This is a genomic window from Sinorhizobium numidicum, assembly GCF_029892045.1.
Taxonomy (GTDB): domain Bacteria; phylum Pseudomonadota; class Alphaproteobacteria; order Rhizobiales; family Rhizobiaceae; genus Sinorhizobium; species Sinorhizobium numidicum.
The window spans coordinates 1,768,414-1,790,603 of record NZ_CP120368.1 but is presented as its reverse complement, the minus strand read 5'-3'; the positions used below and the strand labels follow the sequence as shown (position 1 = coordinate 1,790,603).

Here is a 22,190-nt window from a genome sequence, read left to right as displayed (position 1 = left end):
AAACATGCAGCAATTCAAAGTGCTACAGCGACCTTTGTGCGTCTGAACGCACGGCGCTGTAGCACCCCGGAGTTCCACAATGGACGAGCACAAGCACCACAACGAACACGATCACCATAATCATGCACATCACGGCGCCGCCAGCGGGGCTCGTACCGAAGGCCCGCAGACGGCAGGAAGAGACGATGTGATCTACACCTGCCCGATGCATCCGCAGGTGCGGCAGATCGGACCCGGCAATTGCCCGATCTGTGGCATGGCGCTTGAACCGGAAGTCGTCACCGCGGAAACGGGGCCAAGCCCCGAACTCTCCGATATGAGGCGCCGGTTCTGGATCGGACTCGCCCTGACAATACCGGTGCTTGCCCTGGAAATGGGCGGCCATCTCACCAACCTGCATATGCTGCTCGACTCGCAGACATCGAACTGGCTGCAGCTTGTCTTCGCTACGCCTGTGGTCTTGTGGGCGGGCGCTCCCTTCTTCGAGCGGGCGTGGCGGTCCATCGTTACTCGGCACCTCAACATGTTCACGCTCATCGCAATGGGAACAGGCGTCGCCTGGGTCTACAGCGTGGTCGCGACGGTCGCCCCCGGCCTCTTCCCGACGACGTTTCGTGCTGACGAGGGATCGGTCGCGATCTACTTCGAAGCGGCCGCCGTCATCACGGTGCTGGTCCTGCTCGGACAGGTTCTCGAACTGCGGGCGCGCGAGCAGACGGGAGGTGCGATCCGGGCGCTTTTGGACCTTGCGCCAAAGACCGCCCGCCGCGTCCGCAGCGACGGTATGGATGAGGACGTACCACTCGAAGCCGTGGCTGTCGGCGACCGGCTGCGTGTTCGTCCGGGCGAGAAGGTCCCGGTCGACGGCAACCTCATCGAGGGCCGCAGTTCGGTCGATGAATCGATGATCACGGGAGAATCGATGCCCGTCACTAAGGAAGTCGGTGCCAAGCTGATCGGCGGTACGATGAACCGAACGGGCGGCTTCGTGATGGAGGCCGGGAAGGTCGGGCGCGACACCATGCTGTCGCGGATCGTGCGAATGGTCGCCGATGCGCAGCGCTCGCGCGCCCCTATCCAGCGCTTGGCAGACGAAGTCTCCGGCTGGTTTGTGCCGGCTGTCATCCTAATCGCGGTTGTCGCATTCGCCACATGGATGACGGTGGGACCAGAGCCACGCTTTGCGCACGGACTGGTCGCCGCGGTCGCGGTGCTGATCATCGCCTGCCCCTGCGCGCTTGGTCTCGCGACCCCGATGTCGATCATGGTCGGCGTTGGACAGGGCGCGCGTGCCGGTGTGCTGATCAAGAACGCCGAAGCACTGGAACGCTTCGAAAAGATCAATACGGTCGTGATCGACAAGACCGGCACCCTGACGGAGGGAAAGCCCAAGGTCACGTCGATTGCGGCCGTGAACGGGATCACCGAGGACGAACTCCTGCGGCTGGCCGCCACCTTGGAACGGGCAAGCGAGCATCCGCTTGCGGCGGCAATCGTCGAGGCCGCCAATGAACGCGGCCTGGCTCTCGGCACCGCGGAGGACTTCGACAGTCCTGTCGGCAAAGGCGTCACCGGGTCGGTTGAGGGACGCAGGCTCATCGTCGGAAGCCACCACATCATGGCCGAAAAAAACGTCGATCTGTCCACCCTCACCGAAAAGGCGGAAGCCCTGCAGGGTGAAGGAGCGACCGTGATCTTTGCCGCCATAGACGGACGCGTCGGCGGACTTTTCGCGATCTCGGATCCGATCAAGACGACGACGGCCTCCGCGGTCGAGGCGTTGGTAAAAGACGGCATCCGGGTGGTCATGCTCACGGGGGACAACAAGACCACCGCCAATGCCGTTGCCCGGAAACTTGGGATCGAGGAGGTCGAGGCGGAAATCCTGCCGGAGCATAAGAGCGAGATCGTCGCGCGTCTGCGAAACGAAGGCAGGATCGTCGCCATGGCAGGAGACGGCGTCAACGACGCCCCGGCGCTTGCCGCCGCGGATGTCGGCATCGCTATGGGAACGGGAACGGATGTGGCCATCGAGAGTGCAGGCGTTACGCTGCTGAAGGGCGATCTTCAGGGCATCGTGCGGGCACGGCAACTCAGCCATGCTACCATGAAGAACATCCGGCAGAACCTGTTCTTCGCTTTCATCTACAACGCGGCCGGAGTGCCCGTCGCCGCTGGCATTCTTTATCCGGCTTTCGGGCTTCTGCTATCGCCAATCATCGCCGCAGCGGCTATGGCGCTGTCGTCGGTGAGCGTGATCGGGAATTCACTGAGACTGAGGAGTATTCGAATAGGATCAGCCGTTTAAGGCACGAGCGTCCCAAGGAGAGACCCTCGTGCCTGTAGGAGGTTCATGCCGCCATTTTTCGGCAGCTTTCGGCACAGCGGCGGCAGGCGTCGACGCAGCTCTGCATGTCGCCGATCCTCTCGCAGTCCTCCGCGCACTCGGCGCAGATTTCGGCGCATTCTCGGCACACGTGCTTATGGTGCTCGGAGCCTATGAGCATGAAATGCGCCGACGTCCGGCAGATTTCCGCGCAGGCCATAATCAGCCTGAAGTGCTTGGGCTCGGTGTGTTGGCCACCCAGTTCCAGGCAGTGGTTCATCGCCGTCGACAGGCACTCCTGATAACAGGCCAGGCAGTTGTCGATACAGGCTTTCATTTCCGGTGATTGATGATGCATGGCGCTTCTCCTTTTCGAAGGACTGGAAGGATCACTTGGCATGTTCCTCCACCCAGGTGGTCATCTCCTCGATTTCCTTTTTCTGCGCGTCGATGATCTTCTCGGCCATCGACCTGGCCTGTTGATCGTCGCCGTATTTCAGCTCGACTTCCGACATGCTGATCGCCCCCCTGTGGTGGGCGATCATGCCGCAGACGAACGCCACGTCAGGATCCTGGGCCATCATTCCCGGCATCATGGCGGAATGCATCTCCTGCATACCTCCCATCAGTGCCTTCTGATACTCGGCCATCTGCCCTTTGTGCATTTCGTCGTCTTGCATCTGCATGCTGCCGCTTGCGGACGTCTCCGATTTGCATGCGTCCGGCATCGTCATCTGAGCGGATGCCGCAAGCGCTGCAGCTAGAAAGATGGTCGGCACAGCCGCAGCGGCGACCGCGATCTTGAGAACGGTTTTCATTTCACGCTCCTGTTGGTTGCGACAATCTTCGGCTCAGGAGAACGTGGGCTTCGGCGGCGGGTAGAGCGCCCGCACGAGCAAGAATGGGCTGGCTTCGTCCATAAGCGGAGTCCGCAGGTGGGAGATGGCAACTTGCGGGTTGGCGAACGTCACATCCGCCACAACTGCACAGCACTGCAACTTCGTGCAGCAGTTCGCCGGATGGATAGTATTGGGAGAAACCTGGCCCGGCTCCGAGACGGACGGGCAATGGTGATCAGTGTGGAAGGCGGCAGCAGCCGCCGCGCCATGCAGGTTCACCACCATGAGGCATAGAACCGCAATTCCAATCAGCCGGGAAACTGCTCTGAAAGCAGACATGAGGCGCAATTCCTTCCGCGCCTCAAACCAAGCTTCGATATGAAAGTTCCGCACCAGAAGGATCGATCAGAGTCCGAGTGCCGACTGCGTTCCGAGCGTCGCTGCGGCCAGGACAAGGTAGCGACCCGTCTTCGCAATTGTAACCAGCAGCAGGAAGGACCACCACGGCTCCCGCAAAACACCCGCCAGCACAGTCAGTGCGTCTCCGAAGATTGGCATCCACGAAAGAAGCAGAGACCAGCGGCCGTAGCGCCGATACCATCCGCCAGCCTTCTCCAACGAGGACGCCTTTACCGGGAACCATGCGCGGTCGTGAAAACGATCAATGAAGCGTCCAAGCACCCAGTTGCAGACCGATCCCAGCACATTGCCGATGCTGGCGACGACGAGCAGCCACGTGGCCGAGAATTTCCCGGTCGCAAGAAGACCGACGAGCAGGGGCTCGGATTGGAAAGGCAGCACCGTCGCCGCTCCGAATGCGATCAGGAATAGGCCGATGTACGCGCTCAGGCTCGTCATCGGGCCCCGTACGGGTTCGGGGACAAGAACGACGGACGCCTCGTTCTGCGTTCGGTCATTTTCTCGCTTGACCTTGCCATCGTTGGAACCCTTACACCCTTCAATCAGCATCGGTAGGCGGTCAGGCCGGTTTGCTGCGGTGCCACATAATAGACGCGAATCGCGTCGAGGATAGAAGCTGACAATTGACAACTTCGGGACCGATGGTAGTCCTCGGGTATGGGTATGCCTCGAATCACATTGCAAAAGATGCTGATTCTGCTTCGCTTGGTGATTGTCATGTCACTGGCGGGATACTCGCTGCCGACTGCCTCCGCCGCCATGCACGGAGCGTGGGCGAACCCCGACATCGTTGCGTCCAATGACCATCATGAAATGGCGCCTGCCGATCATGCGCACGGTGATCATCAATCCTCCCCCGACGACGCTCAGAAGCTCGTGAAGCAGGACTGCTGCAAGGGCTTCTGCGTCAGCATGGCAATCGTCAATGATGCTGACACGGCTGGCGGTCCGCGTGTGGCCTCCATCCGGGAGTTTGCCGACGACGCCCATACATACGGCGAACTCCCGCCGCTGCACCGTCCCCCGAATATCTGAACAGGACCCACCCGTCATCACGGGTCTAACGAGCGTTCGTGAGCGCGATTTGCTCCGATCGCCGCTGCAATTCCCTATTCGGATATCACCATGAGACCTTTGTTTTTCGTGGCCGCACTGCCGCTTTTTGCGAGCGGATGCGCCACCACGTTGCCTCCCGATGTCATTGCTGCGGGCGACCTCGCCGCCTCCCAGGCCGAAGTCCGCCCCCTCCGCTATATCAGCCCGGTCTCGGGCTACACCCACCGCGCTCCGGTCGACCCCAAACCCTGGCGCAACCAGAATGACGAGCAGGCTCCGGAAGGAGACGCGTCATGATGGGAGCCAGGATCAGACTGGTCGCAATGCTGGCTCTTCCGATAGCCCTCGGCGGCTGCGTATCCGCCAGCGAATACGCAGCGACGGATGCCGGGTTCTCCCTGGTCAAGGGCAAGACCGCCGAGTCGACGGGCAAACAGACGTGCTGGGTGCAGAACCAAGAGCAGGCTCGGGTCGCCTCCGACCGGGTGAAGACGTTGATGGCGAAGAAGAGCATCGACGTCGAGACCGCCGTGCAGGTCGCGCTCCTGAACAACAAAGGCCTGCAGGCGGCCTATGCCGACCTCGGAGATTCGGCCGCCGACGCCTGGCAGTCGACGATGCTCATTAATCCGACCGTCTCCGTCGGCCTAACCGGCATCGGCACGCCGGGGCTTGAAGCCTTCAAAACCGTCGAAGGCATTATCGCCTCCAACATCCTGGCGCTGGCGACGCGCGAACGGAACATCGCCATCGCCGACACCGAGTTCCGCAAGGCACAGTTGGATGCGGCGCTTCGCACCCTGCAGCTTGCCGCAGACACGCGCCGCGCCTGGATCAATGCCGTGGCGGCTTGGGAAACGGTCGCCCAGATCAACGAGGCGCAGGCGGCGGCCGATGCCGCGTCCGAATTGGCTGAGAAGCTCGGCGAAACCGGAGCGATGACCAAGGGGGCTCAGGCTCGCGAGCACGTCTTCTACGCCGAGCTCGCGGGTCAGACGGCGAAAGCGCGGCTGGCGGCCCGGCTTGCCAAGGAAGAACTGACGCGGCTGATGGGGCTCTGGGGCTCGGACATCGACTATCAGGTGCCGAACCGGCTACCGTCCTTGCCGAAGGGCTTGATGAAGCGTGATCTGATCGAGGCGGAAGCATTGCAACGCCGCGTCGACCTGCAGATGGCGAAGCTCGACCTCGAAGCGACGGCCAGATCCTACAAGCTGACGGAAACGACCCGCTACGTCACCGACCTCGAACTCCTGTCTGGTTTCGAGACGGAGCGGGAGAAAGAGGATGGCGAGGTCGAAACCGAGACAACCGGCCAGGCCGAACTCGAATTCGTCATTCCGATCTTCGACAGCGGCAAGGCCCGCATGCGCAAGGCGGAACTCGCCTATATGCGGGCGGCGAACCTTCTTGCGGAAAAGGCCGTCAACGTCCGCTCCGAAGCGCGCTCCGCCTACCAGGCCTATCGCGCAAACTACGACATCGCCCGACACTACAGAGACAGCGTCGTGCCGCTGCGCACCAAGATCGAGGAGGAGTCCCTCCTCACCTACAATGCGATGATCACCAACACCTTCGAACTGCTCGCCGATAGTCGCGAGAAGATCAATTCGATCCTGCTTGCCGTCAACGCCAAGCGCGACTTCTGGCTCGCCGAGGCGGACCTGGCGCCTGCGATCTATGGCGGCGGCGCGGGAGCGGCTACCGGCGAAACGGAGGTCGCGGCGGCCGCCGAAAACCGCGGTGGCGGTCACTGAGGAAAGGAACAGGCAATGTTCAACAGAAGACAGTTACTCGGCGCGAGCGCCGCACTGGTGTCGACCGCCGCGTGGGCGAAGACCTCCAATATGGGCCTGCCCGAGGCAGCCGTGATGGAGACGGCGGAGACGCAAACCCCGGTCAGGCCGACGTCCGGACCCGACTACAATCCAGTCGTCACGCTCAACGGCTGGACTCTGCCCTACCGGATGAACAACGGCGTCAAGGAGTTCCACCTCGTCGCCGAGCCGGTCGAGCGCGAGATGGCCGAAGGCATGACCGCCTATCTCTGGGGCTATAACGGCCAGTCGCCGGGCCCGACGATCGAGGCAGTCGAAGGCGACCGGGTGCGCATCTTCGTCACCAACAAGCTGCCGGAGCATACGACGATCCACTGGCACGGCATGATCCTGCCGTCCGGAATGGATGGCGTCGGCGGCCTGACGCAGCCGCACATCCCCGTCGGCAAGACCTTCGTCTACGAGTTCGATCTCGTGAAATCCGGCACCTTTATGTACCACCCTCATTCCGACGAGATGGTGCAGATGGCGATGGGGATGATGGGCTTCTTCGTCATTCATCCCAAGGACCCGAAGTTCATGCCGGTCGACCGGGACTTCGTCTTCCTGCTCAACGCCTATGACATCGACCCCGGCTCCTATGTGCCGCGCATCATGGAGATGACCGATTTCAACATGTGGTGCTGGAACAGCCGCGTGTTTCCGGACATCAGCCCGCTCGTCGTTTCGAAGAACGATCGGGTGCGGGTGCGGGTCGGCAACCTCACCATGACCAACCACCCGATCCACATGCACGGCTATGACTTCGAGGTCACCTGCACCGACGGCGGCTGGGTGCGGCCGGAAGCACGCTGGCCGGAAGTCAGCATCGACATTCCGGTCGGCGCGATGCGGGCCTACGAGTTCGACGCCAAATACGTGGGCGACTGGGCGATCCATTGCCATAAGTCGCACCACACGATGAACGCCATGGGGCATGACATCCCGACCTTCATCGGCGTCGACAAGAAGAAGGTTGCAGAGAAGATCAAGAAGCTCCGCCCGGAATATATGCCGATGGGCACAAAAGGCATGGCCGACATGGGCGAGATGGAAATGGAAATCCCCGAAAACACCGTGCCGATGATGACAGGCTGGGGTCCGCACGGCCCCATCGAGATGGGCGGCATGTTCTCGGTCGTGAAGGTGCGCGAGGGCATCTCGGCCGACGATTACTCCGATCCAGGCTGGTACGAAAACCCACCCGGAACCCAGGCGTGGGAGTGGACGGGCGAGCTTCCCGACGCGACCAAAGCCAAGGACGCAAAGACCCAGATCACTCCAAAACATACGAATCACGGGTGATCCCCGCATGCCGATGTTCAATCAACCAAAGGACCACACGATGAAAGCTGCAATGTTCGGACTTTTAGTCGCCGCTCTCGCCTCCCCGGCGTTTGCTTCTGGCAATCACGCGGGCGGTCACGGCGAAGCGATGGCCGTCGGTGAACCCGGCAAGAAAGCCAATGCTACCCAGACGATCCGGGTCACGATGAAGGAGACGGAGGACGGCAAGATGATCTTCACGCCGTCGACTTTCAAGGTCCGCAAGGGCCAGACCGTCCGCTTCGCGATCAAGAACGCGGGCGAACTCGACCACGAGTTCGTGCTCGACCAGGAAGACAAGATCATGGAGCACAGGGCCGTGATGGAGAAGTTCCCGGAGATGGAGCACGACGATCCGAACGCGATCCGTCTCGCCGCGGGAGAGTCCGGCGAGATCGTCTGGAAGTTCACCAATGACGGCACGTTCAAGATCGCCTGCCTGGTGCCCGGCCACTATGACGCCGGCATGCATGGCGACGTTACAGTCGCCGAGAAATAGTCACTGCAAAGGAGTCTGACATGAAAACGCTCATCAAGCTCACGCTCGCATCCGCTCTTGCTCTCGGGAGCGCCTACGGCGCTCTAGCAGCCGAGTTTACCAAGGGGACCGTCAAGAAAGTCGATGCCAAGGCAAAGAAGGTCACGCTGATCCATGAGGAGCTGAAAGACCTCGAAATGCCCGCCATGACCATGGTGTTCCGCGTCCAGGACGACGCGATCATGGAGAAGCTCAAGGAAGGCGCAAACATCGAGTTCACCGCTGAGCGGATCAACGGCAAGCTGACGGTGACCGAGATCAAGTAATTGCGAAAAAGGATGCGGCCATGACGTGGGCGCGTCCTAGGTCGGCGCGAAACGCATTCCAATCGTGCAGAGGATACGCCGGGCCGTGTGAAGAATCGCCGAGGGATGTGACGATCTAATACAACTTCTAAGTTGACGGCGGGATTGAGCCCTAACGGTTCTGCCGATCAGTCCGAAAGGTTCGTCTATTTTCCCAAAGGATGTGTCGAGAGAATGAATGGCGACCCCTGCAGGATTCGAACCTGCGACAACCTGCTTAGAAGGCAGGTGCTCTATCCAACTGAGCTAAGGGGCCGTTGGGCGTCGCCCGCTCGGACACTAGGACCTCAATGAGTCCAGGGCTGCATCCGGTTGAAACGGAAATTGTCCGAATAGGACACATTCTTGCGAGTCGCGTCCTTGGGCGCGATGACGCGGTATTCGATGCCGTTGCGTTCGGCGTAGGCGATCGCCTGCTCGGCGCTTTCGAAGGTCAGCCGCAATTGCTGGCGCATGTCGCCGGAGCTCGTATAACCCATGATCGGGTCAATCGTACGCGGCTTTTCCGGATCGAACTCCAGCACCCACAAGTTTGTCTTCGCCTTGCCGGATTGCATGGCTGTCTTTGCGGGACGATAGATCTTCGCAGACATTGTTTCGAACGGCTCCCGTTATCGTCAAGGCCACTTCGCCTCACTGTGCGACATTCCCTTAGCGCAGAATAATTTAAAACGGAATGACTTCCGAGAGGAAAACCCGCTTTTCCAACGATGTGCCGCTCGGTGCAACGCATGTGAGCGAGGATACGGCTGAGCTGCCGGCATCGCGCTAGAGGGCCGAGACGGCCGACGGAGGAAATCATCCTGAGACTGCAGAAACACAGGCAAGGGAAGCTGCGTGCTCCCACCGTGCGCCCACAAGGTAAATTGCGCGTGCTGAATGAATGCTGAAAACGTAAAGATTTCTTGTTGGTTAGATGGTCGGAGTGGAGAGATTCGAACTCCCGACCCTCTGGTCCCAAACCAGATGCGCTACCAGACTGCGCTACACTCCGTGCCAACGAGGGCGGAGATACACGCTTCGCCCCCGGCCTGCAACATGAAATTTCGCTCCTGCGCCGCTTGCGACGACCGTCGCGGCGGACTCAGTTCGCCGCCCGGATCCGGGCGCCTGCAAGCCGGTCTCCAGGTTTTATGCTGAGGCGCTTCACGGTTCCGGCGTTGAGCTCAAGCACAAACGTAACGGGCTCCTCGGAATCGATGATGGCTTCGGAGAGTGGCACGGCATTCTCGTGGATGGTCCTGACGGTGCCATCCTCAGCGATAAAAAGCATGTCCAACGGCAGATAGGTGTTTTTCATCCACATCATCACCCGTCGCGTCTCGCCGAAATCGAACAACATGCCATGGTTCTCAGCCATCTGGCGGCGATACATCAATCCCTGCTCACGCTGGCCGGGATCGATCGCGAGCTCGACCGTCAGATCATGCGTGCGCCCATCACTGGTCAGGAGCCGGACCCGTTCCCTCGCAAAGGAAACATCGGCGGCGACAGAAGCGACAAGGACAGACAACAAAAAAAGCGCCGCTACGGCGCTTCTTGCAAATATCCGGAAGGGCACGCGCATCAGTGCGACCGGTTGGTTGGCGTCGGGCCATCCGGGTGAATTTCCGCTGCCATCAGACCTTTTTCACCGTCGCCGAAGCGGACCAGAACCACCTGGCCCGGGCGCAGTTCCGTCAGGCCGAAGCGGCGCAGCGTTTCCATGTGGACGAAAATATCCTCGGTCCCTTCGCCGCGCGTCAGGAAGCCAAAACCCTTGGTGCGATTGAACCACTTGACCAGCACCCGCTCCAGACCGCTCGTCGGCGTGACCTGAACATGCGTGCGCACCGGCGGAAGCTGCGAGGGATGAACCGCAGTCGACTGATCCATCGAGAGGATGCGGAAAGCCTGATACCCACGGTCCCGCTTTTGCACCAGCGCGACCACACGCGCGCCTTCAAGCACCGTCTGATAGCCGTCGCGCCTCAGGCAGGTGACGTGCAATAGCACGTCCTGCATACCGTTGTCGGGTACGATGAAGCCGAAACCTTTCGCGACGTCGAACCATTTGATAACGCCGGTGATCTCGATGAGGTCCAAAGCGTCGTTACCAAAGTCGTCATTGTGCACGACGCCTTTTGAGGATGTTCTGTCCGCCATTCTCCCAGCCCCTCGTTTACGCGCAACTCTGATACGGTTAACTGATTCTTATTGACCAGAATAACATCGTCCCGATGCGCATGCGCAAGTCCCTCGACGTATTTTGGCCGGGGTCGTTTATAGGGACGCAGCCTTGCCTCTGGCTTGCTGTCGCTTCAGTATACGCCATCTTCTGCAAAACAGGGACAATCCAATGCGCTATCTGCACACGATGGTAAGGGTAAAAGACCTGGACCAGGCTCTCCACTTCTACTGCACGCTCTTTGGGCTTCAGGAAATCCGCCGGTATGAAAACGAGAAGGGCCGCTTCACACTCGTCTTCCTGGCCGCGCCCGGCGACCTCGACAGTGCGAAAACGGAGGCTTCGCCCTGCTTGGAGCTCACCTACAATTGGGATACCGAGGACTATACCGGCGGTCGCAATTTCGGGCATCTCGCCTACGAGGTCGACGACATTTATGCTTTATGCAAGCATCTGATGGATAACGGCGTTACGATCAACCGGCCGCCCCGCGACGGGCATATGGCCTTCGTCCGTTCGCCCGATGGAATCTCGATCGAGATCCTGCAGAAGGGCGAGCATATGCCGGCGCAGGAGCCCTGGGCTTCCATGTCCAACACCGGTAGCTGGTAAGCTTCGCACAATTCCGGCCAATCATGGTGCGCCAATGCCCACCGGCCTGACCGGCACGGCAAGGCGCCTAAGCCGGTCCGAAGATCAGCAACAGCAAAAGATGATCTAAAGCCCGGCCAAGGCGCCGGGCTTTAGCATTTTCTAAAGTTGAAAAAGGTTAGCGCAGGTTTACAAATCATGCGGCATTCATTAACTTGCCGCGGCAGACGTTGAAACGGGGTTCTGCTTCGCAATCACTTGCGGTGTAAAAAGCCCTTTACTTGGCCTGACCTTTCCCGCGGCGAGCCAATTGCTCACCGCGAGAAAAACGAGTTGTTGTTCTGAGGCGATGTTTCGGAACTGAGACTTAATGCATGCATTGGCGAGGGCTGAAGCATGCACGGAGAGCGGGGATAAGACGTTGCAACATCTGGAAGCGAGATGCGCGCTCCTTGCGATCGGACGCGCAGCGGCAGTGTCCATATCACTGTTCGCCTTGGCGAGCTGTGTGTCGGCGGTGGCCGATAGCGAAGCGGGCAATTCACTCAAATCGCAGCCAGCTGCATCATCGCCCGCCGCCGCTTCAAAGGCCGACGGCGAAATTCACGATGCGCAGGTCGCTGCGGTCAGTGCCGGAGCGACGGGGCAGCAGGCAGCGAGCGGGCCGACGCAAGACGGTCAGGATACGGCAACGGCACAACAAGGGCTGACGATGCAGAGCACTGGCCTGCGTGCCGCGTCATCCAGCATTTACGGGCAGGCTTCCCCAGCGCCTACCGCCCCTGGCATCGGCCAGACACGCGCGACGACGGCCGGCAATGGTACGCAGCCGGCGCTCAACGCAACGACCAACAGTCTCTTCAGTGGCGGACAGCCGGCAACAGAAACCGTGATCGAGCCCCAGGAGGGCGCCAGCAACGAAACGCCGGCAGAGGGACCGACCGCTGCCAGCGACGCGGCCGCGTCCACCACCCAGAGCGATCTCCCCTCCGCGGTTCCGCTGCCGCTCAGCGCGCAAGCGGCCTTGGCCGGCAAGTCGGCGCCTGCTCTGCAGGCGATCGAAGTCGCCTCCGCGGCGGCAGTGGCCCTGCCGGTAAGCAGCACTCAGCCGACCGATTCCGGTGACACAGAGGAAGAGACAAAGGCAACGAAGACCTGGACGTTTGCAAGCCTCTTTGCGGCCAAACGCAAGCACAAATCTCGTTCCGCCGGTGCGCAAGCGGCCGAGAAGAAAACGATCACGACCAGCAATGCCAGCCGGCCGCAAGTCGCCTCCCTCGCCTACACCTCGCTGCCGGGCGTCAACATGAATCCCCTGTTCAGCATGGAGCATGAGGATCACGTGGCCGACGAGGATGAAGGGCCGATTGAGGTGGCCAATCTTTCCGGCCTCGCTCGCCTCACGCCCAACGGCCTGATCTTGCAGACGGAAAAGGTCGAGACAGGCTGCTTCAAGCCGGAGCTCCTCCACATGTTGAAGACGGTGGAAAGGCATTACGGTCGCAAGGTGATGGTGACGTCGGGGCTTCGAGCGATCAAGGTCAACCGAAAACGCCAGTCCCTCCATACGCGTTGCGAGGCCGCCGATATCCAGGTGCAAGGCGTCAACAAATGGGAACTCGCCGATTTCCTGCGGAGCATTCCCGGCCGAGGCGGCGTCGGCACCTACTGCCATACCGAATCTGTGCACATCGACGTCGGCCCGCAGCGGGACTGGAACTGGCGCTGCCGCAGGCGCAAGGGCTGATTGAATTGGTCGCGCCAGGCGACACGAACGGCGGCTGAACGGCACAGTCATTTTTCTGAGAAAAAATGAAATTTGCCGCTTGCGGGAATCCAAAGCCCTCTCTATAAGCCGCCTTGTCTTGGGCGCCCATCGTCTAGCGGTCTAGGACGCCGCCCTTTCACGGCGGAAACACGGGTTCGATTCCCGTTGGGCGTGCCATTCCTCTTTCCTTATACTTGCGGATACTTTGTCCCTGCGCCAAGGCGCGGGCTTATGCTTTTGCCGAAAAAAAGTCTGGAGCGATGCTCTTAATTTTCTGCAGGAAATTCAAAATAATTGGCTGTGATCGCTTGCGAGAATCCAAAGGCGCCTCTATAAGCCACCTCGTCTTGCGCGCCCATCGTCTAGCGGTCTAGGACGCCGCCCTTTCACGGCGGAAACACGGGTTCGATTCCCGTTGGGCGTGCCATTCGCACTCTTCCATTTTCGCCGCCTTTCATAGTATGGTGTCGGAATAATCGGCTGCTGTGACCATGGCGCAGCCGATTTCAGGTTTAGGGCGCCCATCGTCTAGCGGTCAGGACGCCGCCCTCTCACGGCGGTAACACGGGTTCGAGTCCCGTTGGGCGTACCAACAAAATCAAACACCCCAGATTTAGCTGACGTTGCGGCTGCGATCGCCATCTCACGTGTACTTGCGGCTGCTGCGTCACTGCCAATTTCACCGGAACTCAGCGGAGGCAATCTTCTGCATCGCGCTGATCCTGTTCAAAGCACTCCTGTCAGTTCAAGCGTCTGATAGCCGGCCAGAAGCGTGATCAGGGAGCCGACGAGCCGCAGCAGCGTCCTTTCGCGCAATTTCTTGACGATCCAGCCCGCAAGCGGTGCCGCGATAACGCCCCCAACGATCAGGCCGGCAACGGACGTGAGATAGTCGCGGAATTCGCCTGCTTGCTCCCAATGCCCGGTAACAATCGTAGCGAGGAAGCTCAACGATACCGAAAGGGCAATCAGGAATTCGCTCGCATTGACGGTGCCGATGACATACCGAGGCTGTCCACCCGCGCCAAGCAGGCCAGTGGTGGCGACCGGCCCCCAGCCGCCGCCCCCTGCGGCATCCAGGAACCCGGCTGTGGCGCCGAGCGGGGCTACGATCGCCAGTTTCACCGGATTGGTAGGGATGCGATGAAACGACCGATATAGCAGCCAGCTCCCAATCACCGCGAGATAGGCTGTGACGAATGGCTTGACCTGATTTCCGTCGAAAGAGGTGAGCACAAAAGCGCCGAGCATGCCGCCGGCGACGCCAAAGGGAACCAGCCGCCAAAAGAGTTTCCAGTCGATGTTGCGATGATAAAGATGAGCTGATCCCGAGGTCGCCGTGGTGAACATCTCCGCGGCATGGGCTGAGGCTGATGCCTGCGCCGGTAGCACCCCGAAGGTGAGCAGCACCGTCGAAGAGATCACGCCGTAGGCCATCCCCAGAGCACCGTCGATCGACTGGGCCAGAAACCCGACTGCTGCGAACAGAAGGAAGTCTTCCATGAGAGGCTCCGCGCATGAATAGCTTGGGCATCGTGCACAACGAAGCCTCACCACTTATGCGGCTTGGCCAAGCTGCAGTCGTGATGCTCTTCGCAAGCAGGAAAAACGGACCATCTATCCGGCTTGTTCCGTGAGTGCGGCAAAGGCAGCCCCTTTGCGATGTCGTAGTGCCAGCGTACTTCCGTGAACAGGTCGAATTAACTAATTGAGCTCGCTGAATTTATGCGAACGGCGGCGCAACCGAGAACCATCGCCAAAAGCCCTCTCACGTAACATGGGCTTGAGTCCCGTTAGGGGTACCATCACTTCTTCCAGGCGCAGAGTTGGTGCGTCGCAGGGCACGCAATTCCTGCGACATTTCCGAGGAAAATCGAACTTAGTACCTTCCGGTCACTTGCGGGAATCCAAAGCTCTCTCTATAAGCCGCCTTGTCTTGGGCGCCCATCGTCTAGCGGTCTAGGACGCCGCCCTTTCACGGCGGAAACACGGGTTCGATTCCCGTTGGGCGTGCCACTCTCCGGTCTTCACAAAAGCGTTTAGATGCTGCTCGCAAATCGCTGATTCGGCGCTGCAACGTCGTGCCGCAAGGCGCGATTTTCAGGTCGCTTTGGCCACATCCGTAACGCGCAGTTGGACGCGGCGCGTTCCCTGCCAGAGATCGGCTGAAACCGAACCCGTGACATGAACCGTCGAGCCCCGGTTGCCGAGAAGGAATGCTCCAAGCGGCGTTTCCGTGGCGCGAAATGCGATGCCGTCGATGCGGCTGCCATCCTGGCCTTCCAGCGTCACCTTGACATGACTGGAACCGACCTGCCGGCAATCGCGCAGCCGGTGCTGGGGAAAGGCAAAGACCGGCTGCGGGTGGCCAGAGCCATAGGGGCCTGCCTGTTCGAGAAGATCGACGAGCTCGAGCGTTGCGCCGGCCGCGGCGAGCGCGCCATCGATCTTAAGGGTCTGAACGGCCGCCAGCTCGCGCACAGTGTTTTCCGCGCGCTCCTCGAAAAATCGGCGCAGGCTGCCAAGCTTGGCGCGCTCGACCGTCAGACCGGCAGCCATCGCATGTCCGCCGCCCTTGACGAGGAGACCAGTCTCGACCCCAGCCCGGACGAGTTTCCCCATGTCGAAACCATTGATCGATCGACCGGACCCCGTTCCCTTGCCGTTCAGATCGAAGGCGATGGCAAAGGCGGGGCGGCGGAACTTTTCCTTGATGCGTGCCGCGATCAGGCCGACGATGCCCGGGTGCCAATTGTCCCTAGCGGTGATGATCACCGAGGCCGTTTCTCCCGTGCCGTATTCCGCCAGCACTTCCGCCTCGGCTTCGGCGAGCATCGTCGCTTCCATAGCCTGGCGTTCGCGGTTGAGATCGTCCAGTTGACTGGCGATGATTTCGGCGGCCGCTGCATCAGTGAGCGTCAGCAGTCGGCTGCCGAGTGCAGCGTCACCGATCCGGCCGCCAGCGTTGATACGCGGGCCGATGAGGAATCCAAAATGGTAGGGCGTCACCGGCCCGCCGATCGCAGCCTTGCGAAGAAGCGCTGCGAGACCCGGATTGCGCATGTGCCGCGCGGCGATCAGCCCCTTGACCACATAGGCGCGATTAAGCCCCTTGAGCGGCACGACGTCGCAGACGGTCGCAAGCGCCACGAGATCAAGCTCGGACAGCAGATCGAACGATGCCGCATCCGCGTCTCCGTGCGAGCGTAGCACTCGGAGCGTGTTTACGAGGACGAGATAGACGACGCCTGCCGCACAAAGGTGTCCTTGACCGGACAGATCGTCTTCGCGATTCGGGTTGACGAGTGCATGGCAGGGCGGCAGCGTCGAGCCGACCTGATGGTGATCGATAACGACCACATCGATGCCCCGTTCTGCCGCGACGGCTAGCGATTCGTGGCTGGTCGAGCCGCAATCGACCGTAACGATGAGGCGAGCTCCTTTGTCGATCAACTGCTCGATGGCCTGCGGATTCGGGCCGTAGCCCTCGAAAATGCGATCAGGAATGTAGATGTCGGCTTTGATGCCGAAGTGGCGCAGGAAACGTTCCATCAGCGCGGAAGACGCTGCACCATCGACGTCGTAGTCGCCGAATATCGCCACTTTCTCGCCGCGGCGAATTGCATGCGCCAGCCGCTCCGCCGCCTTGCGGCAGTCGGTCAGGCTATCCGGATCCGGCATCAGCGAGCGAAGGGTTGGATCGAGAAAAGCCGCCGCATCGTCCAATCCCACGCCCCGGCCCGCGAGCACCCGGGCAATGAGTTCGGAATAGCCGTGGATCTGGCTGATCGCGAGCGCGCGATTTTGGCCGGCCTGATCGAGGCGGGATACCCAACGCTGGCCGCTGACCGAGCGTTCGACGCCGAGAAATGCTCGCTGGATCGGATCCGCCAATGCGTCCATGTCATACCTGCCCGAAGTCGTCCGTTCTTAGCGAACATTTCGGCCGGGCAAAACCGGCATGGCGGCGGCTCCCGCCAAACAAGCGCCGTCGAAGCGGTTTCTCAACAGTTTTTAGCGTGGGTGCGGCGATCAGTCGGCCTTCGGCCGCTCGATCCGGATGACCTGCGGCTCGCCGACGAGATAGCCCTCACCCTTGATCGAAACGATCGCCCTGCGCACGGAAGCCTCAAATGTCTCATGCGTGACGAGGATGATCGTCTTCGGCTCGGCGGAATCTACATAATGCTTGGAATGCTGCATGATCGATTCAAGCGAGATGTCGTTTTCGGCCATGTGCCCGGCAATGTTGGCGAAGACGCCGGTGCGATCGAGTACCTTCAGCCGGATGAAATATCCGCCTTCGTGGCTCTGTATACGGGCCCGCTTGTAAGGCAGCAGCGCCTTCGTCGGACGTCCGAATGCTGGTACGTGCTGCGCACCGGGGCGGCTCTTGGCAATATCGGCGACATCGCCCAACACCGCCGAGGCCGTGGCATTGCCGCCGGCGCCGGGGCCAACCATCAGCAATTCGCCAAGAATGTCGGATTCGATAGCCACGGCATTCGTCACGCCGTCGACCTGGGCTATGACGGAGTCGTAAGGCACCATCGTCGGATGCACGCGTTGTTCGATGCCGCTCTCGGTGCGCTGTGCAACCCCGAGCAGTTTGATGCGGTAGCCGAGGTCGGCAGCCGCCTGGATATCCTCGATCGAGATGTTGGTGATGCCTTCGAGGTAGATGTCATCGGCGGCGATTGCCGTGCCGAAGGCAAGGCTCGTCAAGATCGAAAGCTTGTGCGCTGTGTCGTTGCCCTCGATGTCGAAAGCCGGATCTGCCTCGGCATAGCCAAGACGCTGCGCTTCCTTCAGACAGACCTCAAAGGAGAGCCCCTCTTTCTCCATTTTCGTCAGAATGTAATTGCAGGTGCCATTCATGATCCCATAGACGCGGGAGACGGTATTGCCCGTCATCGATTCACGAAGGGCCTTGATGACCGGAATGCCACCGGCAACAGCTGCTTCGTAATTAAGCAGCGCGCCGCGCTCCTCTGCAATGCCTGCAAGCTCGATGCCGTGCGCCGCCAAGAGAGCCTTGTTCGCCGTCACCACGTGAATGCCGCGCTGCAGTGCCGCCTTCACCGACGAATAGGCCGGATCGCCCGCACCGCCCATCAGTTCAATGAAGACGTCGATATCTGCGGAAGATGCAAGCGAAACCGCGTCATCGAACCAGGCGATATTCGCGAGGTCCACGCCGCGGTCCTTGTTGCGATCCCTTGCCGTCACGGCCGTAATCTCGATCGCCCTTCCGCATGTGGTTGCCAGCATCTCATGACGATCCTGGAGAATCCGCACGAGCGAGACACCGACCGTTCCCAAGCCCGCAATGCCGATTTTGAGGGCGTCTGCCATAGCAAGTTCCTAACATGTAGAGGACGCCTCGCCGGATCCGGCGAGGCTATTTTGGCACAAAAGCCGGTAATTGCCCGGCTTCTTACCGGTGTGCGTTCAGCGAGATGACGTTGTGCATCGTCTCGTCCGCGGAAGACAGGAAGCGCTTGATGTTGCGCGCCGCCTGGCGGATGCGGTGCTCGTTTTCGACAAGCGCCAGACGGACATAGTCGTCGCCCTGCTCGCCGAAGCCAATACCGGGCGCAACGGCGACGTCCGCCTTTTCGACCAGCAGCTTCGAGAACTCGAGCGATCCCAAATGCCGGAATTTCTCCGGAATTTTCGCCCAGGCAAACATCGTCGCCGCCGGCGGCGGCACCTCGAAGCCGGCCTTGCCGAAGCTGTCGACCATCACGTCGCGCCGACGTTTGTAGATGTTACGCACCTCGGCAATGTCGCTGCCGTCGCCGTTGAGCGCCTGGGTGGCCGCCACCTGGATCGGCGTGAAGGCACCGTAGTCGAGATAGGACTTGACCCGGGTCAAGGCGGCGATCAGCCGTTCGTTGCCGACGGCAAAGCCCATGCGCCAGCCGGGCATCGAGAAGGTCTTCGACATCGACGTGAATTCGACCGCCACGTCGATCGCGCCCGGCACTTCCAGAACGGAGGGTGGCGGAGCGTCATTGAAGTAGATCTCCGAATAGGCGAGATCGGAAAGCACGATGATGTCGTGCTTTTTCGCGAAGGCGACGACCTCCTTGTAGAAATCGAGCGTCGCGACCTGCGCCGTTGGATTGGACGGATAGTTGAGGATCAGCGCCAAGGGCTTCGGGATCGAATGCCGCACGGCCCGCTCGAGTGGCGGGAAGAAGGTGTCGTCGGGCTCCACCGGAATCGAGCGGATGACGCCGCCGGCCATCAAGAAGCCGAATGCATGAATCGGATAGGTCGGGTTCGGACACAGGACCACGTCGCCCGGCGCGGTGATTGCCTGCGCCATATTGGCGAAGCCTTCCTTCGAACCGAGGGTGGCGACGACCTGCGTCTCCGGGTTCAACTTGACGCCGAAGCGGCGGGCATAATAGGCGGCCTGGGCCCGGCGCAGGCCGGGAATGCCCTTCGAGGAGGAATAACGATGGGTGCGCGGATCCTGCACGACCTCGCAGAGCTTGTCGACGATCGACTGCGGAGTAGGAAGATCCGGATTGCCCATGCCGAGGTCGATGATGTCAGCACCGGCCGCTCGCGCGCTTGCTTTCAAACGGTTGACCTGTTCGAAAACATAGGGCGGCAAACGCCGGACTTTATGAAACTCTTCCATCTCCAAACCTCGTTTGGCGCAAGCCTTTGCCGGCCGTTCGGCTGTTGCGAAGACATGCGCGGGTGAAAGGCCGTCATCGCGGCCATTGAACGCTTTGCGTCCAAATTACCGGAAAGGCAAGCGCTAATTCTCGATCTGCTTCAGGGCGTCCGCACCGTGCTGCTCCGCGAGCAACTGCAACTCCTTGAGACGCCGCTGATACTCCTCCTCGGAGATCGCGCCGGACCGGCGCTGCGCGGAAAGCGCCGTCAGCCGCTCCTGCATGTTCACTGCTTCCTCATTGGACATCTGCTGCGTGGCTGCAGGTTTTTGCCCATAGACCGAAGGATAGGTGGCGAGATCGGCCGTCGAACTGCAACCGGCAAGCATACCTGCGAGAATCAGCCCGGACATCCCGGATAGCGAACGCTGTTTTCCGACGACAAGCATGCTGGCAAGACCTCTATTTTTGCGGCGCGACGATGCGCTAGCCCTTGTAATCATTTTCGGGCAGAATGTAAAAATACAAAACAAACAAGATGCTGTGGAGGAAGCCGGGTGACAGCAGACAAGGCCGAGGACACCACGGGCAAGAGCGGTTTTCACGGCTTCGACCCAAAGTCGGTCGAGCCTTATATCGTCAAGGACCCGGAGGGCCTGGCCATCAACATGGCGCGCGCAGCCGAGCAACTCGGCAAGGCGGCCTCGGCGTGGCTCGCTCCGCGCGAAGCTGGCGAAAAGAGCCACACCTTCGCCGAACCCCTCACCGACATGGTCAAGACGCTTTCGAAGGTATGCGAGTACTGGCTTTCCGATCCGCGCCGGACGCTCGAGGCGCAGACGCACCTCATGGGCAGTTTCTTCGAGATTTGGTCGCGATCGGTTCACCGCATGGCCGGCCACACCGTCGCGGAGCAGGAGAGCCTGACGCGCAACGACAAGCGTTTCGCGGACGAGGATTGGGTGAGGAATCCCTTCTTCGACTTCATCCGCCAGGCCTATTTCGCGACGTCCGACTGGGCGGAGGGCATGGTCAAGGATGCCGAAGGGCTCGACGAGCACACCCGGCACAAGGCGGCATTTTACGTTCGCCAAATAGCGAGTGCGCTCTCTCCGACGAACTTCATCACCACCAATCCGCAGCTCTATCGAGAGACCGTGGCATCGAGCGGCGCAAATCTCGTCAAGGGCATGCAGATGCTCGCGGAGGATATCGCCGCCGGCCGCGGCGATCTCCGCCTCAGGCAGACGGATACGAGCAAGTTTGCCGTCGGCGAGAATATTGCGATCACCCCAGGCAAGGTGATCGCGCAGAGCGACATCTGCCAGGTCATACAATATGAGGCGAGCACCGAGACCGTGCTGAAACGGCCGCTGCTGATCTGCCCGCCCTGGATCAACAAGTTCTACGTGCTCGACCTCAACCCTCAGAAGTCCTTCATCAAATGGGCGGTCGATCAGGGCCACACAGTGTTCGTCATCTCCTGGGTCAATCCCGACGAGCGCCACGCCGGGAAGGACTGGGAAGCCTATGCGCGCGAAGGCATCGGCTTCGCTCTCGATACCGTTGAGCAGGCGACCGGCGAGCGCGAGGTCAACGCGGTCGGCTACTGTGTCGGCGGGACTTTGCTTGCGGCTACCCTGGCGCTCCACGCCGCCGAAGGCGACGACCGTATCCGGACGGCGACGCTTTTCACCACTCAGGTGGATTTCACCTATGCGGGCGACCTCAAGGTCTTCGTCGACGACGACCAGCTTCGCCAGATCGAAGCGAGTATGAGCACGACCGGCTATCTCGAAGGTTCGAAGATGGCGACCGCCTTCAACATGCTCAGGGCTTCGGAACTGATCTGGCCCTACTTCGTCAACAACTATCTCAAGGGCCAGGAACCCCTGCCCTTCGACCTGCTTTATTGGAATTCCGATTCGACGCGGATGCCGGCCGCCAACCATTCCTTCTATCTTCGCAACTGCTACCTGGAGAACAAGCTCTCAAAGGGCGAGATGGTACTTGCCGGCCGACAGATATCGCTGGGCGACGTCAAGATCCCCATCTACAATCTGGCAACCAAGGAAGATCACATAGCGCCGGCGAAATCCGCCTTTCTCGGCAGCAAGTTCTTCGGCGGCAAGGTGACCTTTGTGCTGTCCGGCTCGGGCCACATTGCCGGCGTCGTCAACCCGCCGGACCGGAGCAAATACCAATTCTGGACGGGGGGGCCTCCGAAGGGCGACTTCGAAGCGTGGATGGAGAAGGCAAAAGAAACGCCGGGCTCCTGGTGGCCGCACTGGCAAAAATGGATCGAACAGTTCGACAAACGACGTGTTCCGGCCCGCAAGGCCGGCGGACCGCTGAATTCCCTTGAGGAAGCACCGGGCTCCTACGTGCGTGTGCGCGCCTGA

The 22,190-nt window shown here is 60.6% G+C and carries 22 protein-coding genes and 6 tRNA genes; 14 read left to right on the top strand and 14 right to left on the bottom strand.

Annotated elements, in window-relative coordinates:
* The first annotated feature begins 79 nt into the window (after positions 1–79).
* A complete protein-coding gene (locus PYH37_RS19780) occupies positions 80–2,308 on the top strand; it encodes a copper-transporting P-type ATPase (protein WP_425336103.1) in 2,229 nt (742 codons plus the stop codon).
* A 43-nt stretch (positions 2,309–2,351) separates the two neighbouring features.
* Here the strand turns inward: PYH37_RS19780 and PYH37_RS19775 are convergent, their stop codons facing one another.
* From PYH37_RS19775 to PYH37_RS19760, 4 genes are all read right to left on the bottom strand, one after another.
* Positions 2,352–2,684: a four-helix bundle copper-binding protein gene (locus tag PYH37_RS19775; RefSeq protein WP_280733116.1), complete on the bottom strand. Its 333-nt coding sequence runs from the start codon at positions 2,682–2,684 to the stop codon at positions 2,352–2,354.
* A gap of 31 nt (positions 2,685–2,715) precedes the next feature.
* A complete protein-coding gene (gene copM, locus PYH37_RS19770) occupies positions 2,716–3,144 on the bottom strand; it encodes a CopM family metallochaperone (RefSeq protein WP_280733115.1) in 429 nt (142 codons plus the stop codon).
* Positions 3,145–3,177: 33 nt separating this feature from the next.
* Positions 3,178–3,504: a hypothetical protein gene (locus tag PYH37_RS19765; RefSeq protein ID WP_280733114.1), complete on the bottom strand. Its 327-nt coding sequence runs from the start codon at positions 3,502–3,504 to the stop codon at positions 3,178–3,180.
* A 66-nt stretch (positions 3,505–3,570) separates the two neighbouring features.
* On the bottom strand, positions 3,571–4,023 hold the full coding sequence (locus tag PYH37_RS19760) for a YqaA family protein (protein ID WP_280733113.1): 453 nt from the start codon (positions 4,021–4,023) through the stop codon (positions 3,571–3,573).
* Positions 4,024–4,242: 219 nt separating this feature from the next.
* Here PYH37_RS19760 and PYH37_RS19755 point away from each other — a divergent pair, with 219 nt between their 5' ends.
* From PYH37_RS19755 to PYH37_RS19730, 6 genes are all read left to right on the top strand, one after another.
* Positions 4,243–4,620, top strand: coding sequence for a hypothetical protein (locus PYH37_RS19755; protein ID WP_280733112.1), 378 nt, complete (start codon positions 4,243–4,245; stop codon positions 4,618–4,620).
* A gap of 90 nt (positions 4,621–4,710) precedes the next feature.
* Positions 4,711–4,938, top strand: a complete 228-nt coding sequence (locus PYH37_RS19750; RefSeq protein WP_280733111.1) for a hypothetical protein — start codon at positions 4,711–4,713, stop codon at positions 4,936–4,938.
* Positions 4,935–6,398 carry a TolC family protein gene (locus PYH37_RS19745; protein WP_280733110.1) on the top strand — a complete coding sequence of 488 codons (1,464 nt, stop codon included), beginning with the start codon at positions 4,935–4,937 and terminating at the stop codon, positions 6,396–6,398. The genes PYH37_RS19750 and PYH37_RS19745 overlap by 4 nt, the downstream gene beginning before the upstream one ends.
* A gap of 15 nt (positions 6,399–6,413) precedes the next feature.
* Positions 6,414–7,763 carry a multicopper oxidase family protein gene (locus PYH37_RS19740; RefSeq protein WP_280733109.1) on the top strand — a complete coding sequence of 450 codons (1,350 nt, stop codon included), beginning with the start codon at positions 6,414–6,416 and terminating at the stop codon, positions 7,761–7,763.
* Positions 7,764–7,803: 40 nt separating this feature from the next.
* Complete coding sequence (locus PYH37_RS19735; protein ID WP_280733108.1) at positions 7,804–8,283, top strand: cupredoxin domain-containing protein; 480 nt, start codon at positions 7,804–7,806, stop codon at positions 8,281–8,283.
* A gap of 20 nt (positions 8,284–8,303) precedes the next feature.
* The gene (locus PYH37_RS19730; RefSeq protein WP_280733107.1) at positions 8,304–8,588 is read left to right on the top strand and encodes a copper-binding protein; all 285 of its coding nucleotides are present in this window, start codon (positions 8,304–8,306) and stop codon (positions 8,586–8,588) included.
* A gap of 218 nt (positions 8,589–8,806) precedes the next feature.
* On the opposite strand, the gene PYH37_RS19725 is transcribed toward PYH37_RS19730, so the two are convergent.
* From PYH37_RS19725 to PYH37_RS19705, 5 genes are all read right to left on the bottom strand, one after another.
* Positions 8,807–8,883, bottom strand: a tRNA-Arg gene (locus PYH37_RS19725).
* A gap of 31 nt (positions 8,884–8,914) precedes the next feature.
* Entirely contained in the window at positions 8,915–9,220 is a 306-nt protein-coding gene (locus PYH37_RS19720) for an ETC complex I subunit (protein ID WP_280733106.1), read from the bottom strand.
* Positions 9,221–9,544: 324 nt separating this feature from the next.
* Positions 9,545–9,621, bottom strand: a tRNA-Pro gene (locus PYH37_RS19715).
* A gap of 90 nt (positions 9,622–9,711) precedes the next feature.
* A complete protein-coding gene (locus PYH37_RS19710) occupies positions 9,712–10,194 on the bottom strand; it encodes a DUF192 domain-containing protein (protein ID WP_280733105.1) in 483 nt (160 codons plus the stop codon).
* Positions 10,194–10,772 (bottom strand): cold-shock protein, encoded by a 579-nt coding sequence (locus PYH37_RS19705; RefSeq protein ID WP_280733104.1) that lies wholly within the window; start codon positions 10,770–10,772, stop codon positions 10,194–10,196. Before PYH37_RS19705 ends, PYH37_RS19710 begins: the two co-directional genes overlap by 1 nt.
* A 193-nt stretch (positions 10,773–10,965) precedes the next feature.
* Between PYH37_RS19705 and gloA the strand changes: the two genes are divergently transcribed.
* The 5 genes from gloA to PYH37_RS19680 all read left to right on the top strand — a co-directional run bounded on the left by gloA (position 10,966) and on the right by PYH37_RS19680 (position 13,745).
* Positions 10,966–11,406, top strand: coding sequence for a lactoylglutathione lyase (gene gloA, locus PYH37_RS19700; protein ID WP_280733103.1), 441 nt, complete (start codon positions 10,966–10,968; stop codon positions 11,404–11,406).
* 400 nt (positions 11,407–11,806) lie between these two features.
* Positions 11,807–13,132, top strand: a complete 1,326-nt coding sequence (locus PYH37_RS19695) for a D-Ala-D-Ala carboxypeptidase family metallohydrolase (protein ID WP_280733102.1) — start codon at positions 11,807–11,809, stop codon at positions 13,130–13,132.
* Between the two features lie 122 nt (positions 13,133–13,254).
* A tRNA-Glu gene (locus PYH37_RS19690) sits at positions 13,255–13,330 on the top strand.
* A gap of 174 nt (positions 13,331–13,504) precedes the next feature.
* Positions 13,505–13,580: transfer RNA gene (locus PYH37_RS19685), tRNA-Glu, on the top strand.
* Positions 13,581–13,670: 90 nt separating this feature from the next.
* Positions 13,671–13,745: transfer RNA gene (locus PYH37_RS19680), tRNA-Glu, on the top strand.
* Between the two features lie 134 nt (positions 13,746–13,879).
* Here the strand turns inward: PYH37_RS19680 and PYH37_RS19675 are convergent.
* Positions 13,880–14,656 (bottom strand): sulfite exporter TauE/SafE family protein, encoded by a 777-nt coding sequence (locus PYH37_RS19675; protein WP_280733101.1) that lies wholly within the window; start codon positions 14,654–14,656, stop codon positions 13,880–13,882.
* A 437-nt stretch (positions 14,657–15,093) separates the two neighbouring features.
* Between PYH37_RS19675 and PYH37_RS19670 the strand changes: the two genes are divergently transcribed.
* Positions 15,094–15,169 (top strand) — tRNA-Glu (locus PYH37_RS19670).
* An 84-nt stretch (positions 15,170–15,253) separates the two neighbouring features.
* Here PYH37_RS19670 and recJ read toward each other — a convergent pair.
* From recJ to PYH37_RS19650, 4 genes are all read right to left on the bottom strand, one after another.
* Positions 15,254–17,056 (bottom strand): single-stranded-DNA-specific exonuclease RecJ, encoded by a 1,803-nt coding sequence (gene recJ, locus PYH37_RS19665; protein WP_280733100.1) that lies wholly within the window; start codon positions 17,054–17,056, stop codon positions 15,254–15,256.
* A gap of 129 nt (positions 17,057–17,185) precedes the next feature.
* A complete protein-coding gene (locus PYH37_RS19660; protein WP_280733099.1) occupies positions 17,186–18,508 on the bottom strand; it encodes a homoserine dehydrogenase in 1,323 nt (440 codons plus the stop codon).
* An 82-nt stretch (positions 18,509–18,590) separates the two neighbouring features.
* Positions 18,591–19,808 (bottom strand): LL-diaminopimelate aminotransferase, encoded by a 1,218-nt coding sequence (locus PYH37_RS19655; protein WP_280733098.1) that lies wholly within the window; start codon positions 19,806–19,808, stop codon positions 18,591–18,593.
* 123 nt (positions 19,809–19,931) lie between these two features.
* Positions 19,932–20,237, bottom strand: a complete 306-nt coding sequence (locus PYH37_RS19650; RefSeq protein WP_342394656.1) for an SHOCT domain-containing protein — start codon at positions 20,235–20,237, stop codon at positions 19,932–19,934.
* A gap of 108 nt (positions 20,238–20,345) precedes the next feature.
* Between PYH37_RS19650 and phaC the strand changes: the two genes are divergently transcribed.
* On the top strand, positions 20,346–22,190 hold the full coding sequence (phaC, locus tag PYH37_RS19645) for a poly(3-hydroxyalkanoate) polymerase subunit PhaC (RefSeq protein ID WP_280733096.1): 1,845 nt from the start codon (positions 20,346–20,348) through the stop codon (positions 22,188–22,190).

Bases quoted from the DNA above. Each gene is read 5' to 3' on its own strand.
- PYH37_RS19730 (WP_280733107.1), top strand. From the start codon at position 8,304: ATGAAAACGCTCATCAAGCTCACGCTCGCATCCGCTCTTGCTCTCGGG.
- gloA (WP_280733103.1), top strand. From the start codon at position 10,966: ATGCGCTATCTGCACACGATGGTAAGGGTAAAAGACCTGGACCAGGCT.
- PYH37_RS19745 (WP_280733110.1), top strand. From the start codon at position 4,935: ATGATGGGAGCCAGGATCAGACTGGTCGCAATGCTGGCTCTTCCGATA.
- PYH37_RS19760 (WP_280733113.1), bottom strand. From the start codon at position 4,023: ATGACGAGCCTGAGCGCGTACATCGGCCTATTCCTGATCGCATTCGGA.
- PYH37_RS19765 (WP_280733114.1), bottom strand. From the start codon at position 3,504: ATGTCTGCTTTCAGAGCAGTTTCCCGGCTGATTGGAATTGCGGTTCTA.
- PYH37_RS19710 (WP_280733105.1), bottom strand. From the start codon at position 10,194: ATGCGCGTGCCCTTCCGGATATTTGCAAGAAGCGCCGTAGCGGCGCTT.
- recJ (WP_280733100.1), bottom strand. From the start codon at position 17,056: ATGGACGCATTGGCGGATCCGATCCAGCGAGCATTTCTCGGCGTCGAA.
- PYH37_RS19660 (WP_280733099.1), bottom strand. From the start codon at position 18,508: ATGGCAGACGCCCTCAAAATCGGCATTGCGGGCTTGGGAACGGTCGGT.
- PYH37_RS19735 (WP_280733108.1), top strand. From the start codon at position 7,804: ATGAAAGCTGCAATGTTCGGACTTTTAGTCGCCGCTCTCGCCTCCCCG.
- PYH37_RS19780 (WP_425336103.1), top strand. From the start codon at position 80: ATGGACGAGCACAAGCACCACAACGAACACGATCACCATAATCATGCA.
- PYH37_RS19750 (WP_280733111.1), top strand. From the start codon at position 4,711: ATGAGACCTTTGTTTTTCGTGGCCGCACTGCCGCTTTTTGCGAGCGGA.
- PYH37_RS19740 (WP_280733109.1), top strand. From the start codon at position 6,414: ATGTTCAACAGAAGACAGTTACTCGGCGCGAGCGCCGCACTGGTGTCG.
- PYH37_RS19755 (WP_280733112.1), top strand. From the start codon at position 4,243: ATGGGTATGCCTCGAATCACATTGCAAAAGATGCTGATTCTGCTTCGC.
- PYH37_RS19720 (WP_280733106.1), bottom strand. From the start codon at position 9,220: ATGTCTGCGAAGATCTATCGTCCCGCAAAGACAGCCATGCAATCCGGC.
- PYH37_RS19675 (WP_280733101.1), bottom strand. From the start codon at position 14,656: ATGGAAGACTTCCTTCTGTTCGCAGCAGTCGGGTTTCTGGCCCAGTCG.
- PYH37_RS19705 (WP_280733104.1), bottom strand. From the start codon at position 10,772: ATGGCGGACAGAACATCCTCAAAAGGCGTCGTGCACAATGACGACTTT.
- PYH37_RS19650 (WP_342394656.1), bottom strand. From the start codon at position 20,237: ATGCTTGTCGTCGGAAAACAGCGTTCGCTATCCGGGATGTCCGGGCTG.
- copM (WP_280733115.1), bottom strand. From the start codon at position 3,144: ATGAAAACCGTTCTCAAGATCGCGGTCGCCGCTGCGGCTGTGCCGACC.
- PYH37_RS19655 (WP_280733098.1), bottom strand. From the start codon at position 19,808: ATGGAAGAGTTTCATAAAGTCCGGCGTTTGCCGCCCTATGTTTTCGAA.
- PYH37_RS19775 (WP_280733116.1), bottom strand. From the start codon at position 2,684: ATGCATCATCAATCACCGGAAATGAAAGCCTGTATCGACAACTGCCTG.